At 67.0% G+C, this 20,037-nt stretch carries 22 protein-coding genes; 15 read left to right on the forward strand and 7 right to left on the reverse strand.

Going from position 1 to position 20,037, the window contains the following annotated elements:
- Positions 1 to 8 precede the first annotated feature (8 nt).
- Positions 9 to 1,685 carry a DUF1501 domain-containing protein gene (locus BLP83_RS12800; RefSeq protein WP_091243615.1) on the forward strand — a complete coding sequence of 559 codons (1,677 nt, stop codon included), beginning with the start codon at positions 9 to 11 and terminating at the stop codon, positions 1,683 to 1,685.
- Positions 1,686 to 2,109: 424 nt separating this feature from the next.
- On the opposite strand, the gene BLP83_RS12805 is transcribed toward BLP83_RS12800, so the two are convergent.
- From BLP83_RS12805 to BLP83_RS12820, 4 genes are all read right to left on the reverse strand, one after another.
- Positions 2,110 to 2,643: a hypothetical protein gene (locus BLP83_RS12805; RefSeq protein WP_091243439.1), complete on the reverse strand. Its 534-nt coding sequence runs from the start codon at positions 2,641 to 2,643 to the stop codon at positions 2,110 to 2,112.
- Positions 2,644 to 2,689: 46 nt separating this feature from the next.
- Positions 2,690 to 3,286 carry a hypothetical protein gene (locus BLP83_RS12810; RefSeq protein WP_143006672.1) on the reverse strand — a complete coding sequence of 199 codons (597 nt, stop codon included), beginning with the start codon at positions 3,284 to 3,286 and terminating at the stop codon, positions 2,690 to 2,692.
- Between the two features lie 232 nt (positions 3,287 to 3,518).
- Positions 3,519 to 3,827: a P-II family nitrogen regulator gene (locus BLP83_RS12815; protein WP_091243444.1), complete on the reverse strand. Its 309-nt coding sequence runs from the start codon at positions 3,825 to 3,827 to the stop codon at positions 3,519 to 3,521.
- Positions 3,824 to 4,783, reverse strand: coding sequence for a sodium-dependent bicarbonate transport family permease (locus tag BLP83_RS12820; protein ID WP_218121250.1), 960 nt, complete (start codon positions 4,781 to 4,783; stop codon positions 3,824 to 3,826). The genes BLP83_RS12815 and BLP83_RS12820 overlap by 4 nt, the downstream gene beginning before the upstream one ends.
- A 70-nt stretch (positions 4,784 to 4,853) precedes the next feature.
- On the opposite strand from BLP83_RS12820, the gene BLP83_RS12825 reads away from it, so the two are divergent.
- Genes BLP83_RS12825 through hemC form a run of 4 tightly spaced genes read left to right on the forward strand, consistent with a single transcriptional unit; the run spans position 4,854 to position 8,264 of the window.
- On the forward strand, positions 4,854 to 5,525 hold the full coding sequence (locus BLP83_RS12825; RefSeq protein WP_091243449.1) for an alpha/beta hydrolase: 672 nt from the start codon (positions 4,854 to 4,856) through the stop codon (positions 5,523 to 5,525).
- Between the two features lie 35 nt (positions 5,526 to 5,560).
- Positions 5,561 to 6,628, forward strand: a complete 1,068-nt coding sequence (locus tag BLP83_RS12830) for a sensor histidine kinase (protein WP_176764186.1) — start codon at positions 5,561 to 5,563, stop codon at positions 6,626 to 6,628.
- Positions 6,586 to 7,350 carry a LytR/AlgR family response regulator transcription factor gene (locus BLP83_RS12835; protein WP_091243454.1) on the forward strand — a complete coding sequence of 255 codons (765 nt, stop codon included), beginning with the start codon at positions 6,586 to 6,588 and terminating at the stop codon, positions 7,348 to 7,350. Before BLP83_RS12830 ends, BLP83_RS12835 begins: the two co-directional genes overlap by 43 nt.
- On the forward strand, positions 7,347 to 8,264 hold the full coding sequence (gene hemC / locus BLP83_RS12840; RefSeq protein ID WP_091243459.1) for a hydroxymethylbilane synthase: 918 nt from the start codon (positions 7,347 to 7,349) through the stop codon (positions 8,262 to 8,264). Before BLP83_RS12835 ends, hemC begins: the two co-directional genes overlap by 4 nt.
- A 118-nt stretch (positions 8,265 to 8,382) precedes the next feature.
- Here hemC and BLP83_RS12845 read toward each other — a convergent pair whose 3' ends face one another.
- Complete coding sequence (locus BLP83_RS12845) at positions 8,383 to 9,129, reverse strand: DUF481 domain-containing protein (protein ID WP_091243462.1); 747 nt, start codon at positions 9,127 to 9,129, stop codon at positions 8,383 to 8,385.
- Between the two features lie 97 nt (positions 9,130 to 9,226).
- Entirely contained in the window at positions 9,227 to 10,993 is a 1,767-nt protein-coding gene (locus BLP83_RS12850; RefSeq protein ID WP_091243463.1) for an SLC13 family permease, read from the reverse strand.
- A gap of 367 nt (positions 10,994 to 11,360) precedes the next feature.
- Between BLP83_RS12850 and BLP83_RS12855 the strand changes: the two genes are divergently transcribed.
- From BLP83_RS12855 to BLP83_RS12880, 7 genes are all read left to right on the forward strand, one after another.
- Positions 11,361 to 12,239 (forward strand): YbaY family lipoprotein, encoded by an 879-nt coding sequence (locus tag BLP83_RS12855; protein ID WP_091243466.1) that lies wholly within the window; start codon positions 11,361 to 11,363, stop codon positions 12,237 to 12,239.
- Between the two features lie 217 nt (positions 12,240 to 12,456).
- Positions 12,457 to 12,954 carry a DUF2244 domain-containing protein gene (locus BLP83_RS12860; RefSeq protein ID WP_176764187.1) on the forward strand — a complete coding sequence of 166 codons (498 nt, stop codon included), beginning with the start codon at positions 12,457 to 12,459 and terminating at the stop codon, positions 12,952 to 12,954.
- Between the two features lie 2 nt (positions 12,955 to 12,956).
- Complete coding sequence (gene coxB / locus BLP83_RS12865) at positions 12,957 to 13,856, forward strand: cytochrome c oxidase subunit II (RefSeq protein ID WP_425389014.1); 900 nt, start codon at positions 12,957 to 12,959, stop codon at positions 13,854 to 13,856.
- Positions 13,857 to 13,875: 19 nt separating this feature from the next.
- Positions 13,876 to 15,492, forward strand: coding sequence for a cytochrome c oxidase subunit I (gene ctaD, locus BLP83_RS12870; protein ID WP_091243617.1), 1,617 nt, complete (start codon positions 13,876 to 13,878; stop codon positions 15,490 to 15,492).
- Between the two features lie 61 nt (positions 15,493 to 15,553).
- Positions 15,554 to 15,688 (forward strand): hypothetical protein, encoded by a 135-nt coding sequence (locus BLP83_RS19275; RefSeq protein ID WP_281187132.1) that lies wholly within the window; start codon positions 15,554 to 15,556, stop codon positions 15,686 to 15,688.
- Positions 15,685 to 16,260 carry a cytochrome c oxidase assembly protein gene (locus tag BLP83_RS12875; RefSeq protein WP_091243480.1) on the forward strand — a complete coding sequence of 192 codons (576 nt, stop codon included), beginning with the start codon at positions 15,685 to 15,687 and terminating at the stop codon, positions 16,258 to 16,260. Before BLP83_RS19275 ends, BLP83_RS12875 begins: the two co-directional genes overlap by 4 nt.
- Positions 16,261 to 16,327: 67 nt before the next feature.
- Positions 16,328 to 17,203 carry a cytochrome c oxidase subunit 3 gene (locus BLP83_RS12880; protein ID WP_091243483.1) on the forward strand — a complete coding sequence of 292 codons (876 nt, stop codon included), beginning with the start codon at positions 16,328 to 16,330 and terminating at the stop codon, positions 17,201 to 17,203.
- Between the two features lie 122 nt (positions 17,204 to 17,325).
- On the opposite strand, the gene BLP83_RS12885 is transcribed toward BLP83_RS12880, so the two are convergent.
- Positions 17,326 to 17,532: a twin transmembrane helix small protein gene (locus tag BLP83_RS12885; RefSeq protein WP_091243485.1), complete on the reverse strand. Its 207-nt coding sequence runs from the start codon at positions 17,530 to 17,532 to the stop codon at positions 17,326 to 17,328.
- A gap of 57 nt (positions 17,533 to 17,589) precedes the next feature.
- On the opposite strand from BLP83_RS12885, the gene BLP83_RS12890 reads away from it, so the two are divergent.
- From BLP83_RS12890 to BLP83_RS12900, 3 genes are read left to right on the forward strand one after another with little or no spacing between them, the layout of a single operon-like run.
- Complete coding sequence (locus tag BLP83_RS12890; RefSeq protein ID WP_176764188.1) at positions 17,590 to 18,315, forward strand: SURF1 family protein; 726 nt, start codon at positions 17,590 to 17,592, stop codon at positions 18,313 to 18,315.
- Positions 18,312 to 18,860 carry a hypothetical protein gene (locus BLP83_RS12895; RefSeq protein ID WP_091243489.1) on the forward strand — a complete coding sequence of 183 codons (549 nt, stop codon included), beginning with the start codon at positions 18,312 to 18,314 and terminating at the stop codon, positions 18,858 to 18,860. Before BLP83_RS12890 ends, BLP83_RS12895 begins: the two co-directional genes overlap by 4 nt.
- Positions 18,861 to 19,991 carry a COX15/CtaA family protein gene (locus tag BLP83_RS12900; protein ID WP_091243492.1) on the forward strand — a complete coding sequence of 377 codons (1,131 nt, stop codon included), beginning with the start codon at positions 18,861 to 18,863 and terminating at the stop codon, positions 19,989 to 19,991.
- The last annotated feature ends 46 nt before the right edge of the window (positions 19,992 to 20,037 follow it).

Consider the following 20,037-nt stretch of genomic DNA (forward strand, 5'->3'; position numbering starts at 1 on the left):
TCTCATCCATGTCCCGCATCCACTTCAACAAGCGCCGTGACTTCCTCAAGGGTGCCGCCTGCATGGCGGCATCGGGCGCCGCCTCGACCTTCGTGCCGCAGCTGTCGATGATGGGCACGGCGCTGGCCCAGAGTGCGCCGACCGGCTACAAGGCCCTGGTCTGTATCTACCTGTCGGGCGGCAACGACTCCTGGAACCTGCTCATTCCCGGCGACAACAGCACGCCCGTGCCGGTCACCGGCCGTGATCCGATCGCCGGGCAGACGGCGACGCCCTACGGCTGGTACGTCACCTCGCGTGGCGGACAGTTCCAGGGCAACGCGGCTGCTCTTGGCCTGATCCGTCCCGGAGCTCCGGATGCCGGAACCTCTTTCCTGCCTCCGGCTTTGGGGATTCTCGGCAATCAGTACGGCCTCAATCCGGCCGTGCCCGAATTGCAGCAGCTGTTCAACGATGGCCGTCTGACCTTCATGGCCAACGTCGGACCGCTCGTGGAGCCGCTGCGGCGACAAGGCATCAACAGCTTCCGACGCCCCCCGCAGCTTTACTCCCACAACGACCAGACCAGCCTTTGGCAACTGGGCGCCGGCCGTGCGCCCGGAGATCCGGCCGGTTGGGGCGGTCGCATGGCTGGCCGGCTACTGGGGGCACCGCCGACCAACGGTCTGGCTCCGTGCATCTCGATTTCGGGGCAGGCCAAGTTCCTGGTCGGCGAGTACCCGTCGGGCCAGAACCTCTTCCCCTACCGCATGTCGACCAGTTCGAGTTCGCCCTCGGTCACCCTGGGCAACTACAGCGGCACGGGCTCCGAGGCCGGCAACCGTCGTCGCGCCGCGCTCCAGGAGCTGCTGGACGTCACCTATCCGCAGGCGTTCACCGGTGCCTACGGCGAGATTCTGGATCGCTCCCTGGGTCTGGCCAGCAGCGTCAACGGCGCGATCACCGGCCTGACCAGCGGCACCAATGCCACCACTTATGCCGCCTTCAATACGGCCGTGGCCGCCATTCCGAACACCAGCATCGGCAACCAGCTCCGGCAGGTAGCGCGGATGATCGCGGTCAGCCGCCTGTCCGGCAGCCCGGTCCAGGCCAATCGTCAGGTGTTCTACGTCAGCACGGGCGGTTATGACACCCATGGCGGACAGATCCCTGCAGCGCGGCCAACCAACGGTGTCTGGAACGGACACCAGGGCCTACTGCAGCAGGTCGCTCAGGCCATGAAGGGGTTCAACGATGCGCTGGAGGCGCTGAACGGCATCTCCGGCTACAGCGGCGTGCGCAACGAGGTGGTCACCTTCACCATGAGCGAGTTCTCCCGCACGATCAACTCCAACGGCAATGGCACCGACCATGCCTGGGGTGCCGTGCAGATGGTGATGGGTGCCCCCGCCTCGCAGGGTGGCCCGCTGATCGGTGGCCAGATCTACGGCCGCTATCCGCTGCAGCTGCTCAACCGCACCTATCCCGGTACCCAGCCTGACCAGTACGGCGAGTGCTTCAACCGCGGCGAGTTCATCCCGACCATGGCGGTCGAGCAGATGTCGGCGACAATGGCGCGCTGGATGGGCATCAGCAACGCCGATCTGCCGCTGATTTTCCCGAACATCGACACCTTCGCCAGTGCGCACCCGAATCAGGGTGTGATGGCCTACAACAGTCGTACGGTGCCCTTCCTCGCGATCTGAACGAGGTCCGCCGCACACGCACAAAGGAGATGCCGGCATTGCCGGCATCTCCTTTTTCGTAGGCCGGCCTTTGCGGGTGATCTTTGCTGGGTTGCCGCGCCATCAACACCGCCGGAATCCAGCTGGCGCACGAGCCTTTGCGAGCCTGGCGGAAAGGTCTGCGGTTCCGAGCACGCAAGGGCAGAGGAGAAGCGCGGGCGCTGGACGGCTTGCCGGACGACCAAGTCTGTCGAGCGGGCTGAGATTCCCCGAGTGCGCAAAGCCTGCCCGCTAGCCGGCTGTTGAAAATCAGCCTGCTAGCGGGCAGGGATGGCCGGGACGACGAAGCCGGCGCCTAGGCGATTGATGTGTCCTGAGGCGGTACGGACCTGCGCCGGACCGCCGACTTGAAAAACTCCCCGGAAGAGCGTTTTTCAACACGTTGCTAGGGGCTCGGACGCCGAATGCTCTCGAAGCCTCCGATGAACAGGCGAACACCGCCGGGGCTGTCCGGCATCAGCGCGCCGCTCGCGATCCAGTCGTGCACCAGCGCCTGCAGTTCCGGGCTGGGGCTGAGGCCCAGCGGCATGCGTCCACCAAACGGCGGCGTGGCGCAGTTGAGTTTCAGGAACAGCGAACTTGCAAGCGGCTCGCGTGGGCGCACGCGAAGGATCGGATTCGCAGACGCGTCCCCGGCGGATGCCACCCCGCGCTCCTGCGCGCCCAGCAGGTTGGAACGGGCATTGGCGAAGCTGAGGCTGAGGTTGCCCGAAGAGCCGTGGCAGACCGTGCAGCGCTGTTCCTCGGATTCGAGCAGCGGACGGATGTCAGCCTCGAAACTGACGTCGTAGCGAATCGGATAGGTGCTGGCAGGCAGTTCGTCACAGCCGGCTGGCAGGGTCTGCGCGCCCGCGGCCAGCGTGGCCGACAGTCCGAAGGCAAGGGCCGCGCAGCGGGCGAACTGCAGATTTGGATTCATGGGCATGGCGTGTCCGCTGGAAAGGGATGCGTAACGGGTGAAGCCTTCAGCGACCAAGGGCCACATTGCGCTGGAAACGCTGCGACTCATGGCCGTCGCGGAAGATCACATCGCTCAGGGGGAAGCCGTCCTCGTCGAAGCCGCGCGCGCCCTGAGCGATCCAGTCGTACACCGCGGCCCGTAGCACGCGCGGAATCCTCACCAGCACATCACCGTCTGGGGGCGGCATGAACTGTTCGGTCGGTGGCGGCGTACAGTTGATCTGCGCGTACAGCAGGCTGGCCTCGGGGTTCCGGGGCCGCACGCGAAGCGCGTTCGGATCGCGGTTGCTCGCCTCATTGACGAGCGAGAGTCCCCCGATCTGGGGGTCGTCGAGCTGCAGATCGCCAGCGTTGGATGCGTTGGATGCATTGTGGCAACCGACACAGCCACCGGACAGCCAGACGTCGTGGATATCGCGGATTGGGCCGGGCAGGCCGCTGCCGGGCAGGTCGTACTGCATGCCGTAGGTGATCGGGATATCCGACAGGTCCTCGCAGTCGCTGCCGAGCGGCTGGGTTGAGACCGCGTTCGCGCCGGCCGGCCACGCCAGCGCCAATTGAGCGTAGCCGCCCAGCAGCAGGGCGAGCAGGACGGGCAGCAATTTCAGTGAGTTCATGGGGGTCATGTGACGAAGTGTGACGCAAGCGGCCCAGCTTGCCCAACGCTGCGGCCGGCTTCCGTGAACTGTGGCGGGTTCCTGTGTTCGCGCGGGCGTCGCGATCCACGGTCCCGTGAACGGAGGGTGCGGCGGCATCGGGGCGCGAGCAGAATCGAAGGCGCTGGCGCCCGCGCGTTGCGCGGGAAGACGCCGGCGGAAGGCAGAGGTCGCGGTGTCAGTACTTGCCGGGCCGCAGCACGTCGACAGCCGCAAAGAACAGGCTCAGGCCGAAGTTGGCGCCGTACTCGGCCAGCACGTGCGCGGCGATGCGGTCGGCGACCTCGGCTTCGCAGATCACCTTCATCTCGATGCTGCGGTCGGCTTCCCAGCTGCCCTCGCGGATGCCGCTGTGGCCGGCGCCGCGCACGTCATACACCGTGTAGCCGTGCGCACCGAGCCGGCGCACGTCGCGCGCCAGCGATTTCTCCAGCGCGGCCTCGGCAATGATGACCAGCAGGGTGCGCGGATGTTTGGGCAAGGTCATGCGGGTGCGCCTCCCAGCCAGTGCGCGAGCTTCAGGTAGAGGGGAATGCCGAGGATCACGTTGAACGGGAAACTGATGCCCAGCGCGGCGGTGATCGACAGCGCCGCATTGGCCTCGGGCACCGCCATGCGCATGGCGGTAGGCGCGGCGATGTAGCTGGCGCTCGCTGCCAGCGTGGCGAGGATGGCGATGCCGCCGACCGACAGGCCCAGTGTCATGCCCGTCAGCGCGCCCAGCACGGCGAGCAAGGGCGGGAAGCCTGCGCCGATCAACAGCAGTCGCGGCCCGAAGGGCCCGATCTCGCGCAGCCGGCCGCCGGCCACCAGCCCGAGTTCGAGCAGGAACAGGGCCAGGATGCCGCGGAAGGGATCGATGAAGACCGGGGCGATGGCCTTGCTGCCCTCGACGCCGGCAATCGCGCCGATGGCCAGCCCGCCGGCCAGCAGCAGCACGGACTTGCCGAACAGCACCTCATGGCCAAGCGCGCCCCAGCGCACGTCCTTGAGCCGTGACATCCGCGCCAGCAGGATGCCGGCGACCAGCGCTGGCGCTTCCATCACCGCCACCCACAGCGCCGCGTGCGATTCGTAGGCGACGCCTGCGCGGTCCAGCGCGGCCGTCGCCACCGCGAAGGTGACCACGCTGACCGAACCGTAGTGCGCCGCCAGCGAAGCGCTGTCTGCGCTGGCGAAGCGCAGCAGGCGCAGCGCGGGGAACAGCAGCAGCGGGATCGCGAAGCCCAGCGCCATGGTCGCCGCTACCTGCGGCAGCAGTGCGCCGAGCGAGTGCTTGGACAGCTCGATCCCGCCCTTCAGGCCGATCGCCAGCAGCAGATAGATCGACAGCACCTCGTAGACCGCTTCCGGCAGGCGCAGGTCGGATTTGGCCAGGCGCGCGACCAGGCCCAGCAGGAAGAACAGGACGACGACATCGAACATGGGCGCGGATGCTGTCACGCGGCCCGCTCCAGACGCCAGCGTTTGCGCGCCAGCACCTACACTGCGCGCTCCACCAATGGAGACACCCATGCTGGACTGCATCGAGATCGAGACCGGCAAGCAGCCCCGCCACAGCGTGCTCTGGCTGCATGGCCTGGGGGCCGATGGCCACGACTTCGAACCCATCGTGCCCGAGCTGACGCGCGCGGGCTGGCCGCCGCTGCGCTTTGTGTTTCCGCATGCGCCGGTGCGGCCGATCACCTTGAACGCCGGCATGCGCATGCGCGGCTGGTACGACATCCAAGGCCTCGAGCTGATGGCGATCGAGGACGAGCCCGGCATCCTGGCCTCGGTGGCCGCGGTCGAGCGTCTGATCGCGCGCGAGCGCCAGCGCGGTGTCGACAGCCAGCGCATCCTGCTGGCCGGATTCTCGCAGGGCGGGGCGGTGGCCTTGGCCGCCGGGCTTACCCACCCCGAGCGCCTTGCCGGCCTCGTTGCCCTGTCGACCTATCTGCCGATCGCGGCCCATATCGAAGCGCAGCGCGCACCGATCCAGGCGGGTCTGCCGGTGTTCATGGGCCACGGCGCCGTCGATCCGATCGTGCCGCAGATGCTGGGGCTGGCCGCGCGGCAGCGCCTGCAGACTTGGGGCCATCCGGTCGACTGGCACAGCTACGGCATGCCGCACAGCGTCTGCGCCGAGGAAATTCGCGATCTCTCCGGATGGATGGAGCGGCATCTGCTGGGCGAACAGCGGTAGCGGTGCGCGTGCGGGCGGCAGGCATACTTCCGCAGATGCACAGCGCCCCGCTCGACGACTGGCTGCCTGACTTCTGCCGCGTGCCCACCCTGTTCGTGGTGATGGTTGCCGCGCAGATCATCGTGCTGGCCGCCGTGCTCATGCCGGGCGCGGCCGGCGACCCCGCCGACGCGGGTTCGCGCCTGTTCGTCGCCAGCCTGTTCGCGCAGTGGCTTGCCCTGCTGGCGACCGTGCTGTTGTGCAAGCTGCGCCCGCTGGTGCTGCGACTGCGGCCGCGCCTGCTGTCGATCGCCGCTGGCTGGTCGGTGCCAACACTGGCCAGCCTGATCGGCGCCAGCGTGGTGCATCAGCTCGACATCACGCTGAAGCTGGGGCTGACCGTGCCGGCCGGTCACGGCCTGCAGTTCGCGCTGTCCTGCGCGGCGGTGGCGGGCCTGCTGTCGGCGGCGCTGCTGCGCTACTTCTACGTCCAGCAGCTGTGGCAGGCGCAGGTGCAGGCCAGCGCGCGGGCCGAGGTCCGCGCACTGCAGGCGCGCATCAGGCCGCATTTCCTGTTCAACAGCCTCAACAGCATCATCAGTCTCGTGCGTCGCGACCCCGCCACCGCGGAGCGCGCCATCGAGGACCTCTCCGAGGTCTTCCGCGCCGCCCTGGGGGCAGGGCAGGGCGACTGGTCGCTGGCCGAGGAGTTCGAACTGATCGACCGCTACCTTGGCATCGAGCGGCTGCGTCTGGGCGAGCGCCTGCGTCTGCGCATCGATCTCGAGCCCGGCTGGCCGCAGGCGCTGCGCCTGCCGCGCCTGTTGCTGCAGCCGCTGGTCGAGAACGCCATCCTGCACGGTGTCGCGCGCCTGCCCCAGGGCGGCGAAGTCCTGATCGAACTTCGCTGCGTCGATGGCGGTGTGCGCGTCGAGATCGGCAATCCCTGCCCGTCGCAAGGCGCTGCCAGCGGCGGCAATCGGCACGCCCTGGCGAGCATCGAGCAGCGTCTTCAGCACTTCTTCGGCCCGACCGCGTGGATGACCGTGGTGCCGGCCCCCGACTACTATGCGGTGACTTTATGGATGCCCCGGAATCCCGCGGTGCCGTCCTCGACGTCCTGATCGTCGATGACGAGCCCCTCGCCCGCCAGCGCCTGCGCGACCTGCTCGCTGGGCTCGGCCATGTGCGCGTGGTCGGCGAGGCCGGCGACGGCCGCGAGGCGTTGGACGCCTGCGCCCGGCTGATCCCTGATGTGGTGTTGATGGACATCGCCATGCCGGTGATGGATGGGCTGGAGGCCGCGCGCCATCTGGCCGCGGACCCGACGGCGCCGGCGGTGGTGTTCTGCACCGCCTATGACGAGCATGCCCTGGCCGCCTTCGAGGCCCGCGCCATCGACTATCTGCTGAAACCCGTGCGCGCCGAGCGCCTGGCTGCGGCGCTGGAACGCGCCCGCGCGCTGGGCCGCGCGCGCGCCAACGAGCGCCTGCAGGCGCTGCCGAAGACGCAGGCGCGCACCCACCTCTGCGCCCGGCTGCGCGGCAGCCTGCGCCTCATTGCCGTGTCCGACATCGTCTACCTGCAGGCCGAGGAGAAGTACGTCGTTGTCCATCACCTCGGCGGCGAGGACTTGGTCGAGGATTCGCTGAAGGCGCTCGAACAGGAGTTCCCCGAGCGTTTTCTGCGCATCCACCGCAACTGCCTGGTCGCCCGCAGCGAACTGCGCGAGCTGCGTCGCGGCAACGATGGCCAGGTCCATGCCCTGCTCAAGCGCAGCCCGGACGCACTTGAGATCAGCCGCCGCTGCCTGCCCCAGATCCGCCAACAGCTGAAGCACCTATGACCCGAACCCTGCGGATCGCCACCCGCAAGAGCGCGCTCGCGCTGTGGCAGACCGAACACGTCGCGGCCCGCCTGCGCATCCTCCATCCCAGCCTGGACATCCAGCTGGTGCCGCTGTCCACCCGCGGTGACGAAGTGCTTGATCGCTCGCTGTCGGCCATCGGCGGCAAGGGCCTGTTCCTCAAGGAACTTGAAGAGGCGATGCTGCGCGGCGAGGCCGACCTCGCAGTGCACTCGCTGAAGGATGTGCCGATGGCCCTCGAAGGGCCTTTCGTGCTGCCCGCCGTGCTGGAGCGCGCCAACCCCTTCGATGCCTTCGTCAGCAACGTCTTCACGGACATCGAGGCTCTGCCGCAGGGGGCGCGTGTCGGTACCTCTTCGCTGCGCCGTCGCGCGCAGCTGAAGGCGCTGCGGCCTGACCTCGACATCGTCGACCTGCGTGGCAATGTCAACACCCGCTTGGCCAAGCTCGATGCCAGTGAGTACGCTGCCATCGTGCTGGCCTGCGCCGGGTTGGAGCGGCTCGGCTTCGATGCACGCATCCGCGCCCGACTGGAGCCGCCCGCGTTCCTGCCTGCAGCCTCGCAGGGGGCGATCGCGATCGAGTGCCGCGAGGATGCGCAGGAGGTTCGCGCCCTGCTGGCGCCGCTCGACCATGCGCCGACGCGCCGCTGCGTGGACGCCGAGAGGGCGATGAACCTGGCCCTGGGCGGCAGTTGCCACGCCGCCATCGCGGCCTACTGCATCGAGCATGGCCAAGGCCTGCGTCTGCGCGGCTGGGTGGGCGATGCGCACAGTGGCGAAGGCACGGCGGTCGACGTCGAAGGTGAGTCGTACTCACCCGCGGCGCTTGGGCTCAAGGCTGCCGAGGCGCTGCGCGCGCAGGGCGCCGAGCGCCTGCTCGCCAGCGCCTGAGTGTCGGCCGCCCGGGGCGAGCGCACCCGATGAGTCCCCAAACGAAGCGCGGCCGACGAAGTCCTGGCTTCGTCGGCCGCGCAGGTCCTGATTGGCGGGCGGGGAGCCGCAGTGACGATCAGCGGAAGGCGTAGACCAGATTGATCGTGGTCAGCAGGTCGGTGCTCTTGGTGCCCGGAGTGGTCTCGCTGTTGTAGCGGGCTTCAAGGCCCGCCTTCAGGGCGAGCTTCTCGGTCATCGAGACGGCTACGCCCAGCTCGTTCTGGGCGAAGGTGTTGTCCTCGCCGCTTTCCACCAGCAGCACGTTGGTGAGTTCGGTGGTGTCGGTGAGCACGCGGCGGAAGTCGAGCGCGCCGCGGGCGATCGCGTTGTTCTCGGTCGCGCCCGTCGATGCGAGCTTGGCGCGGCGATAACCGGGGCCGACCTGGGCGCGCAGGTGTCCGGATTCGGTGTCGTAGAGGGTGTAGCCGAAGCCGATCGAGACGGTGCTCTGGCGCTCGTAGGTGCCGAAGTCGTCGCGCTCATGGCGCAGGGCGCTGATCCAGGAGGCGCGCTCGTTCATCTTGAAGGCGCTCGACGCGTGGGCTGACCAGCGATTGGCGGTGGTTTCGAACAGCGTCTCGGCCTGACCGTCGTCGTCGAAATCGCCGCGGATCTCGCCCTTGGCGCGCAGCATGCTGACGCCGAACGCGTGTTTCCAGCGCTCGTCTTCGTTGACGAAGTCGAGCTTGGCGTTCAGGTTCTCCGAGCGCGCATTGCCGCGGGCTGCCGCCAGGCCGAACTCGCCGGTGCCGGTCCAGTCCTGCGCCTCGGCGACGGCAGGCAGTGCGGCAAGCAGGGACATCAAGAGCAGGGTCGAGCGCATGGGAACCTCGTGGACGTGGATGTGAAGGCCTTCGCGGCGCCGCGCAGACTGGTGGCCAGCGCTTGAATTGCGGGTGAATCCTCGGGGTGGGCGGCGGTTACAGCGGCCAGAACACCGGGATGAAGGCGACCGCGATGGCCCAGAACAGCAGGTTGAGCGGCACGCCGATTCTCACGAAGTCGATGAACCGATAGCCTCCCGCGCTGTAGACCATGGTGTTGGTCTGGTAACCGACCGGCGTGGCAAAGGCGGTGGAGGCCGCGAATGCCACGGCGACCACGTAGGCCGAGGGATTGACGTCCATGCTGTGCGCCGCCGCGATCGCCACGGGGGTGAGCAGAACGGCCGAGGCGTTGTTGCTCATGAACTCGGTCAGCACCGCGGTCATCAGGTAGATCACGGCCAGCGCGGCGATCGGTCCCCAGCCACCGACAAGGTCGAGCGTGCGATCGGCGAGAAAGGCCGCGGCGCCGCTGCTCTGCAAGGCCACGCCCAGTGGCAGCACGCCGGCCAGCAGCATGATCACGCGCCAGTCGATCGACTCGTAGAGTTCCTTGGATTCAAGACAGCGGAACACCACCAGGGCGATGCAGCCGAGAATGGATGCGGCGACGATCGGCAGAATGTCGAGCGTCGCAGCCGCCACCACGGCGGCCATGATCGCCACCGCTGTCCATGCGCGTCGGCTGGAGGCGGGGCCTTCATCGCGCTCACTCAGTACGACCACGTTCGGGTTGGCGCGCAGGTGAGCCATCTCGCTGGGGCTGGTGAGCATCAGCAGGATGTCACCGACCGCCAGCTCCACATCTCGCAGCTTCTCGCGCAGCACCTCGCCGCGGCGATGGATGGCGAGCACGGTGGCGTTGTAATGCCAGTTGAACTCCAGCGCGCGCAGTGACTGGCCGATGAAACGCGAGCCTGGCGCGACCATGACTTCGGTAAGGACCTGGTCATCGCCGCGGAACTGCTCATCACGCAGCTTGAACTCAGGCTCCAGTTCGAGTCGCGCACTGGCCTTGAGGCCGCTCAGCTTGCTCCAGTCACCGCGTGCCAGAAGGATGTCGCCTTCCTGCAGCTTCTGCGCGCGCGGCGACCAGATCTTCTCCTCACCACGCAGCAGTTCCAGCACGAACACGCCAGAACGCTCACCAAGACGCGCCTCGGCCACGCTCTGGCCGATCAGCGGCGAGCCCGGCATGACCCGCAGTTCCGAGATGTACTTGCCGAGTTCGTAGGTTTCGGTGAGCTGCGGCGCGCGGCGGTCGGGCAGGAGGAAGTGGCTGGCGATGGTGGTGTAGACCAGTCCAGCCGCCATCGTGATCAGCCCGAGCGGCGCGAACTCGAACAGGGTGAAGCCGGGCAGGCCGGCGTCCTTGGCGAGCGAGTTGACCAGCAGGTTGGTCGATGTGCCGATCAGGGTGCAGACCCCACCCATCTGCGCCGCGTACGACATCGGTATCAGCACCTTTGAGGCCGAGAAGCCGTTCGAGGCAGTGACGCCGAGTACGACCGGAAGGAATACGGCCAGTGCGGCCGTGTTGTTGACGAAGGCCGACATCACCCCGAGTGACAGCATCACGGTGAGCGTGAACAGCCAGGTCTGGCGGATGCGCGCAAAGGCAGCGCCGACCGCGCGCAGGGCGCCCGTGCGGGTCAGGGCGGCGCTCAACACAAACATGGCAGCCACCGTGATGGTGGCTTCGCTGCTGAAACCGCTGAGGGCTTGGGTCGGTGTGACCAGACCAAGAATCAGCAGGCTGGCGAGGACGATCATCGCCACTACGTCCACCGGCAGCCGTTCGGTGACAAACAGGATCACGGCACCGGCGAGCACAAGCAGCGTCAGCAGCCCATCGATGCCCATGCGTCTCCTGACCGAAGTTGAGGTGGCGGCGCCGCGTGAGGGGCGGGGCCGGGGCGGGGATTGTAGTGGGCTGGCCGCAGTTTGCCGTCGACTTGTCTTGGGCGGATGTGTTCAGCAGCGAGTCTCTTTCGTCCTCGCGCATGTGCGAAGCGGCACGGTTGTAGCGTGATGCGTCATGCATTTCCGCCGCCGTTCGCTGGCGTATCCCATCCTTTGGCCTCTTTGAGCCCGGTTTCAAAGGGTTTACCCTGCTGGGCTCCCCCGCGCGGACGTCAAGTCCATTGATGCCCACTCGCGGCCTTTTTCTCCCCAGTCCGTCCAGATCCCGATCGCCCTCGTGTCGATCGGTGACCCCCAGGAGCCGCACATGTATCGCAAGCTGATCCCTCTGGCCGTGGCCGCCGCTCTGTTGTCCGCCTGTGGCGCGCCCGAGACTCCGCCTGCCCAGCAGGCTGCTCCGGCCCCGACGGGCGCTTCGGCGGCTGTGGCTGCCGCGCCCGCTGCCACGCCGCAGTTTGATACAGCGATCAGCGGCGAACTCATCGTCGAGGGGCTGAACGAGCTGCCGCCCGGCTTCGAACTGTCCGTGCGTCTGCTCGACCTGAGCGATCCCTCGCAGGTGCCGCCGGTCGTGGCTGAAGTGTCCGGCCCTGCGCCGTCGATTCTTCCGCACCGCTTCTCGCTGCCCTACGACGCCTCGAAGATTGTCGAAGGGGGGCGCTACGGCGTCCTCGCGGCGCTCGTGGTGCAGGGTGTTCCGCTGTACTCGAGCGCGGCGCCGGCGCCGGTGTTGACCGAGGGCAACGGCAGCAGCGTGTCGCTGTCGCTGGTGCGTGGTGGCGCGCAGGCCGACACCCAGATCGCACCCACCGAGAAGATGAAGCAGGACTTCGCCGCGCTCGAGCGCTCGATTGGTGGCCTGAAGCGCATCGCGGGCGAGCGCATCACCGATGACGTCACCGTGGGCTGGGATGCCTTCCTGTCCGACGCCGGCGTGCGCTTTGCTCGCGAGCAGGTCGACTTCGGCGACGCCGGCACCGCCTCGCTCAAGTACGCCTTCAAGGACGGTAGCCCGTGGGTGATCGTGCGCGAGCAGCGCGGCCGCACCACCTGGCTGGGCTGGAATGAGGCCGGTGAGTTGATGCTCAACGAGGGTCCGGACGGCCCCATCGATGCCGCCGAGGCAGAGCGCCTGCGCGCTGGTGCTGCCGAGGTGATGGCTCAGGCCCAGGCCCGCGCCGGCTGAAGCCCGAAGCACGCAGTGTCCAAGACCCCGCGCCTTGCGCGGGGTCATGCGTTTGGCCGGTCTTCACCTCCGGTTGGCGTGCCCTGCACACGCCGCCGTGCAGCCTGTAAGGCATGCCGAACGCTGCATTTCGTATTGCTGGCAGCCCCGCCGGGGCCTATCATTCGCGGGTTCTGAATGGACCGTCGAGCGCTGGCCTGCGGCCGAGGAGGCAGGGTTGATCGAGACCATGCAGGCCGAAGGCGAGGTGGGCGCGCAGCGCTGGGTGTTGAAGCCCAACCGCTCGCTCGACCTGCGTCAGGCGCGAAGGTTCTTCGCGCTGGTGGTGGCTACGTCGGTGCTGGTCAGCGGCTACAGCTGGACCCAGGGCAATGTCTTCGCGCCTGTGTTTGCGGTCGCTGAGCTCAGCGTTCTGGCCCTGGTGTTCTGGGTGGTGTGGCGGCGCGCGGAGCGTGCCGAGGTGATCTCGATCAACCCCGATCGCGTTTCGGTGAATCGCGTTCCGGAGCTGGTCGAGGCGCTGTCCGAGCCGACCCCCTGGGTTCGGATCGAGGCCCGGGATGGCCAGCTGTACCTCGCCAGCCGCGGCCGGCGCGTGGATGTGGGGCGCTTCCTCGGCGAGGCCGAGCGGGAGCAGCTCGCGAAGGATCTGGAGCACGGCCTGCGTCAGGCGCGTGCGCAATCGGTTTACAGGTTTACCGAAGACTCAAGGTGATGCTGATGAAGCGTATCCACTGGAGCCAACTGGGAACGGGCCTGATGGCCCTGCTGTTCTCGGCCATGGCGTTCGCCAATCCCGAGCGCTGGCAGCTCAACATGACCACCGGCGTCACCGACACCGCGGCCGAGGTCTACAAGCTGCACATGATCACGCTGTGGATCTGCGTGGTCATCGGCATCCTTGTCTTCGGCGCCATGGCGATCGCCATGGTCAAGTTCCGCAAGTCCAAGGGCGCCAAAGCCGAAGGCTGGAGCCACAACACCACCGCCGAGATCATCTGGACGGTCATCCCGGTGCTGATCCTGGTGGCAGTGGCCTGGCCGGCGACCAAGACCATGTTCCGCATGGAAGACACCACCGGTTCCGAGATGACGGTGAAGATCACCGGCTACCAGTGGATGTGGCGCTACGAGATCGTCAACTACAAGGGCCAGCCCGGCAACGTCAACTTCGTCAGCCGCATCGACCGCGGCAGCGACTCCGTGCGCCAGCTCGGCTCCGGGCAGACGCCCGACACGGTCACCGATGCCGAGGGCAACAACATCTACTTGCTCGACGTCGACAAGCCGCTGGTGCTGCCGACCGACACCAAAATCCGTTTCGTGATCACCGCCGACGACGTCATCCACAGCTGGTGGGTGCCGGTGTTCGGTTGGAAGCAGGACGCCATCCCCGGCGTCGTCAACGAGAACTGGACCCGCATCAACGCCCCGGGCATCTATCGCGGCCAGTGCGCCGAGTTGTGCGGCAAGGACCACGGCTTCATGCCGATCGTGGTCAAGGCGGTGACGCCGGCCGAGTTCGAGAGCTGGCTGGCGGCCGAGCAGGCTGGCGGCGAAGCGGCCCGCGTGGCCCAGGTCAATGCGTCGACGGCGGGCGCCGTCGCGCAGAACTGAGTTGGAGGCAGGACACATCATGGCGACTTCAAGCGCAGCGCATCACGACGAGCACCACGACCATAAGCCGACCGGCTTCATGGACCGCTGGGTCCTGACCACCAACCACAAGGACATCGGTACCCTCTACCTGGTGTTCTCGCTGGTGATGTTCCTGATCGGCGGAGCGATGGCACTGGTCATCCGCGCCGAGCTGTTCCAGCCCGGCCTGCAGCTGGTGCATCCGGAATTCTTCAACCAGATGACCACCATGCACGCGCTGGTGATGATCTTCGGCGCGGTGATGCCGGCCTTCGTCGGCCTGGCCAACTGGATGGTGCCGCTGATGATCGGCGCGCCGGACATGGCGCTGCCGCGCATGAACAATCTGTCCTTCTGGATCATGCCGTTCGCGTTCACGCTGCTGCTGATCCCGCTGCTCCTGCCCGGCGGAGGCCCGGCCGGCGGCTGGACGCTGTATCCGCCGCTGTCGCTGCAGGGCGGCACCAATGTCGCCTTCACCATCTTCGCCATCCACCTGATGGGCATCAGCTCGATCATGGGCGCGATCAACATCATCGCGACCATCCTCAACATGCGCGCCCCGGGCATGGATCTCCTGAAGATGCCGGTGTTCGTCTGGACCTGGCTGATCACCGCCTTCCTGCTGATTGCCGTGATGCCGGTGCTGGCGGGTGCGGTCACCATGCTGCTGACCGACAAGTTCTTCGGCACCGCTTTCTTCAATGCGGCTGGCGGCGGTGATCCGGTGATGTACCAGCACATCTTCTGGTTCTTCGGCCACCCGGAGGTCTACATCATGATCCTCCCGGCCTTCGGCATCATTTCCGAGATCATCCCCACCTTTGCCCGCAAGCCGCTGTTCGGCTACCAGGCCATGGTCTACGCGACCGCCTCGATCGCCTTCCTGAGCTTCATCGTGTGGGCCCACCACATGTTCACGGTCGGCATGCCGCTGGGCGGCCAGCTGTTCTTCATGTACGCGACCATGCTGATCGCGGTGCCGACTGGCGTGAAGGTGTTCAACTGGGTGTCGACCATGTGGAAGGGTTCGATGACCTTCGAGACGCCGATGCTGTTCGCGATCGGCTTCGTCATCATGTTCACCATCGGCGGCTTCTCCGGCCTGATGCTGGCCATCGTGCCGGCCGACTTCCAGTACCACGACACCTACTTCGTAGTGGCCCACTTCCACTACGTGCTGGTGACCGGCGCGGTCTACTCGATCATGGCGGCGGTCTACTACTGGCTGCCGAAGTGGACTGGCCACATGTACAACGAGACGCTGGGCAAGTGGCATTTCTGGCTGTCGACGATCTTCGTCAACCTGCTGTTCTTCCCGCAGCACTTCCTGGGTCTGGCCGGCATGCCGCGCCGTATCCCCGATTACAACGTCGCCTTTGCCGACTTCAACATGATCAGCTCGATCGGCGGCTTCGGCTTTGGCCTGTCGCAGCTGCTGTTCGTCTACATCGTGTGGAGCTGCGCGCGCGGCGGTGCCAAGGCCACGGCCGGCGTGTGGGAAGGCGCCAAGGGGCTGGAGTGGACGGTGCCCAGCCCGGCCCCGCACCACACCTTCACCACTCCGCCGGTGATCGACGACAGCAAGCTGGCGCACGGCAACGTCGCCCACTAAGCCGTCCAAGCGCTGCGCGGCGACGCAACCGCCGCGCAGCCTGGCCCGCATCAGGTCCCGAATGAAGCGTCCCGTCGCCCCCGCCGAATCCTCGCCCCAGCAGCGCCGCGCTGCCCGCCGCACGGCGGTCTTCATGGCGGTGGTGGCGGTCCTGATCTACGTCGCCTTCGTCCTCTCCGGAGTGATCGGTCGATGAGCACCGAAGCCCCAGCCCGTACGGAAACCCGCAAGGTCCTCGGCCGCGCCATCCTGGCTTGCGCCTGCACCTTCTTGTTCGCCTTCTCGCTGGTGCCCCTCTATCGCATCGCCTGCGAAAAAGTGTTTGGCATCACCCTGGAGCGCACGCCGACGGGTGAGACCGTGGTGGCGAGCTACGAGGTCGATACCAGCCGCACGGTCACGGTTGAGTTCGATGCCGGCGTCAATTCGCGACTGAACTGGGCCTTCCGCTCCGACCAGTTGCAGATGCAGGTGCATCCGGGCCAGATGTACGAGGCCACCTTCCACGCCCGCAACATGGACAGCATGCCGATCGTCGGACAGGCCGTTCCCAGCGTTGCCCCCTCGCGCGCCTCGATCTTCTTCAACAAAACCGAGTGTTTCTGCTTCACCGAGCAGTTGCTGCATCCCGGCGAGGAGCGCCCGATGCCGGTGCGCTTCGTGATCGACCCGGCGCTGCCGCCCGAGATCACCACGCTCACGCTCTCGTACACCTTCTTCAACAACGAGCACGCCACCGCGCGCGTCGCCGCCGCCGGCATGCACTGAGTCCGGCGCGCGAACGCGGCCTGCCGGTCTTGCTAGACTTTCAACTTTCGTTCACCGGGGAAGCTCCATGGCACACACCCACGACGACGCCAACGTCTACTACGTCCCACACAGCAGCCCTTGGCCCATCGTAGGCGCCATCGGCCTGTTCACCACCATGCTCGGCGTGGCCAGCTGGATGGATGGCGCTGGCTGGGGCATGTGGGTGTTCTATGCCGGCCTCGCCATCACCCTGTTCATGCTGAGCGGCTGGTTCGCCGACCAGATCAACGAGTCGGTGGGCGGCAAGTACAACTCGCAGGTCGACCGCAGCTTCCGCATGGGCATGCTGTGGTTCATCTTCTCGGAGGTGATGTTCTTCGCCGCCTTCTTCGGCGCGCTGTTTTACGCCCGCATGTTCTCGGTGCCGTGGCTGGGCGGCGAGGGCGCCGGTGCCGCGACCCACGAGTTCCTCTGGAGCACCTTCGACGCCGCGTGGCCAACCAATGGCCCTGCCGAGCTCAACGGCAGCTTTCAGACCATTCCGGCCTGGGGCATCCCGCTGCTCAATACCCTGCTGTTGCTGGCTTCGGGCGTGACCCTGACCATCGCCCACCACGCCCTGAAGGCTGGCGAGCGCGGCAAGATCCTGTTCTGGCTCGCGGCCACGGTCGTACTCGGCGCGATCTTCATGTACTTCCAGGTCTACGAGTACGCGCATGCCTACGGCGATCTGAACCTGAAGCTGAGCTCGGGCATCTACGGCTCGACCTTCTTCATGCTCACTGGCTTCCACGGCATGCACGTGACCTTGGGCGCGATCATGCTCGCGGTGATGTGGTTCCGCGTGGCCAAGGGGCACTTCACCAAGGACAACCACTTCGCCTTCGAGGCGGTGGCCTGGTACTGGCACTTCGTGGACGTCGTCTGGCTGATCCTCTTCATGTTCGTCTACGTGCTCTGAGCGCCTGGATCACCCAAAACACGCGAGGCCGGCATGCGCCGGCCTCGCTGCTTTTACGCGGAAGCTTGCGACAAGCGTGGCTGAGGTCCGTCGTGCGACCGCGCTAAGCCGCAAGTGTCCGATCAGCCGCCGATGCCGTGCGGCTGGATCACGCCGCTGGCGATGCCAATCAGCACCAGCACGATCAGGCCCACGGACAGCCCGATGCGGCGGGTCAGGGCGTTCACCGTCCGGTGCGTCGTGCCCTTGTCCGCGATCATGTAGTAGAGGCCCGCGCCAAGGTTGTAGAGGATGAGCGCGAGGAAGGCGACGATCAGCAGCTTTTCCATGTCTGGCACCTGTGCAATGACGGTTTCCAGTATCGCACCGACATGCGGCTACCTGCCGTGAGCGCGGGCCCACGCCCGCTGCGCCACTACCTGCTCGCCGCACTCGGGCTGGGCCTGGCCGTGCTGTTTTGCGGGCTGGCGAACTGGCAGTGGTCGCGCTCGGCCGAAAAGCAAGCTCTGCTGGACCGCGTCGAGGTCGCGCGCAGCGCGCCGGCACGGGACATCGGGGAGGCGCTGGCCGACCCCGCAACGCGCGACTTGCCAGTGCGCGTGGCTTCCTTGCTGGAACTGCGTGCGCAACCGAGGCTGTTGCTGGACAACCAGCAGCGCGAGGGCCGCGTTGGGCTGCGCGAGTACGCGCTGGCGCGCGTGCCGGGTGAACCCGAGCGCTGGCTGCTGGTGGATCTCGGCTGGCTCGCGATGGCCGCGGACCGCAGCCTGCCGACGCTCTCAGACTTGCCGACTCGCATCCAGGCGAGTGGCCTGCTGACCGGCCTGCCGGGCCAGGGCATTCGACTGGCGCCCAATCCTGCGCCCACTGCATCGCCGAGTCTCATCAACTACCTCGATGCGGAGGAGCTGTCGAGCCAGCTGAATCTCAAGATCGTCCCGCGTCTCCTGCGCCTCGATCCTGATATGCCGATCGGGCATGCGCGCGATCTGAACGTGCTGCCGAATACACTGCCGCCCGCAAAGCACCAGGGCTACGCCCTGCAGTGGGCGGGGCTTTCGCTCGCCGCGCTGGTCATCACCTTCCTGCTTTTCTTCCGGAGTCGCGCATGACACCGCAGCAACGTTCGCGGCTGGTCCTCATCCTCATCGTGCTCTTGTTCGGCGCGCCCTTCGTCACCGCCGTGGTGCTGCGCTTTGGCGGCTGGCAGCCCGGCCAGACGCGCAACTACGGCGCCCTGGTGCAGCCGCCGCAGGACTGGTCGGCGATACCGCTCAAGACCGTGGGTGGCGCGGCCTACCCGTGGGACCCTGAAGCGCGCCGCTGGCATCTGCTGCTGCTGCCGCCGGCGCCCTGCGACAGCCAGTGTCTTGCGCAGGCCGATGTCATTCACAAGGTCTGGATCTCGGAAGGTCGGCGCGCCGACAAGCTCGACGTGCTCTGGCCGGGGCGTTGGCCCGAGGGGCTGGAGCGTTTCGCGGGTCTGCGCGAGATCGATCTGCCCCAGGCCCTGCGCAGCCAGATCCCGGTCGATGCTGTGGCCGGCAGCGGCATGGCAGCGGCTCTGATCGACCACAACGGCTTCCTCGTTGTGACTTATGCAGCGGGCTTCGAAGCCAACCGCATGCGTCGCGACCTTGATCGACTGGTGAAGTAAATGATCGACCCCCGCTTCAACAAGCTCGCCTGGATCACCCTCGCGCTCGCGATCTGCGTGATCGGCTTCGGTGCGTATGTGCGTCTGTCGCACGCTGGCCTGGGCTGCCCCGACTGGCCGGTCTGCTACGGCAAGCTGACCTGGCCCAAGCATGAAGTGCATATCGCGGCCGCCAACGAGGCCTTCCCCGAGCGTCCGGTCGAGGTGCCGAAGGCCTGGAAGGAGCAGGTGCACCGGCACCTCGCAGCGATTCTCGGCCTGCTGGTACTCGGGCTGGCTCTGATCGCCACGCGCACGCGCCCGCACGCCTGGAAGATCCTGCTGTCTTCCTGCGCTCTGATCCTGGGCGCGATCTTTCTCTACGTCCGCGAGTACTACGTGGCCTCGTCGGTTCTGGTGATCGTGGCCGAGGCTGCGCTCATGGCCAGCGCCTGGCGATGGTCGAACTCCGACATGGCGCGGGTCGCCACCTTCACCTTGGGCTTCATCATCTTCCAGGCCATGCTCGGCCTGTGGACGGTCACATGGCTGTTGAAGCCCATCGTGGTGATGTCGCACCTGCTGGGCGGCATGACCATGTTCTGTCTGTTGAGCTGGATGGCGCTGCGCTCGTCCACCAACGCCGCCATCCCGCAGCTACCCACGCTGCGCATCCGTCCGCTGCTGTGGCTGGGCGTGGGCGTCGTGGCGGTACAGATCGCGCTCGGTGGCTGGGTTTCGGCCAACTATGCCGCGCTTGCTTGCGGCACCGACTTCCCGACCTGCCTGGGCCAGTGGTGGCCGCAGATGGACTTCGCCGAAGCCGCCGTGCTCTGGCGCGGCATCGGTGTCGACTACGAAGGCGGTGTGCTCGACCCCGAGGCGCGCACGGCCATCCAGATGATGCACCGCATGTTCGCGCTGGTCGTCGTCGGTTATCTCGTCTGGCTGGCGCGCCGACTGAATGCCGAAGGCCTGCCGAACTATGGCTGGGGGCTGATGGCGGTGCTGGGCCTGCAGGTGCTGTTGGGCATCACCAATGTCGTGGCCGGCCTGCCGCTGCCCGTCGCCACCGCCCACAACGTGGTCGCCGCCATGCTGCTCTTCCTGCTGGTGGGCCTGCTCGCCCGCCTGCGGCCGCAGGCCGCTTGAGTCGCCAGGCCCGAGCCGCGCGCGGCGGCGCCGGGCGAAAACTGCA

It is taken from the genome of Aquimonas voraii, from assembly GCF_900101825.1.
Classification (GTDB): domain Bacteria; phylum Pseudomonadota; class Gammaproteobacteria; order Xanthomonadales; family Xanthomonadaceae; genus Aquimonas; species Aquimonas voraii.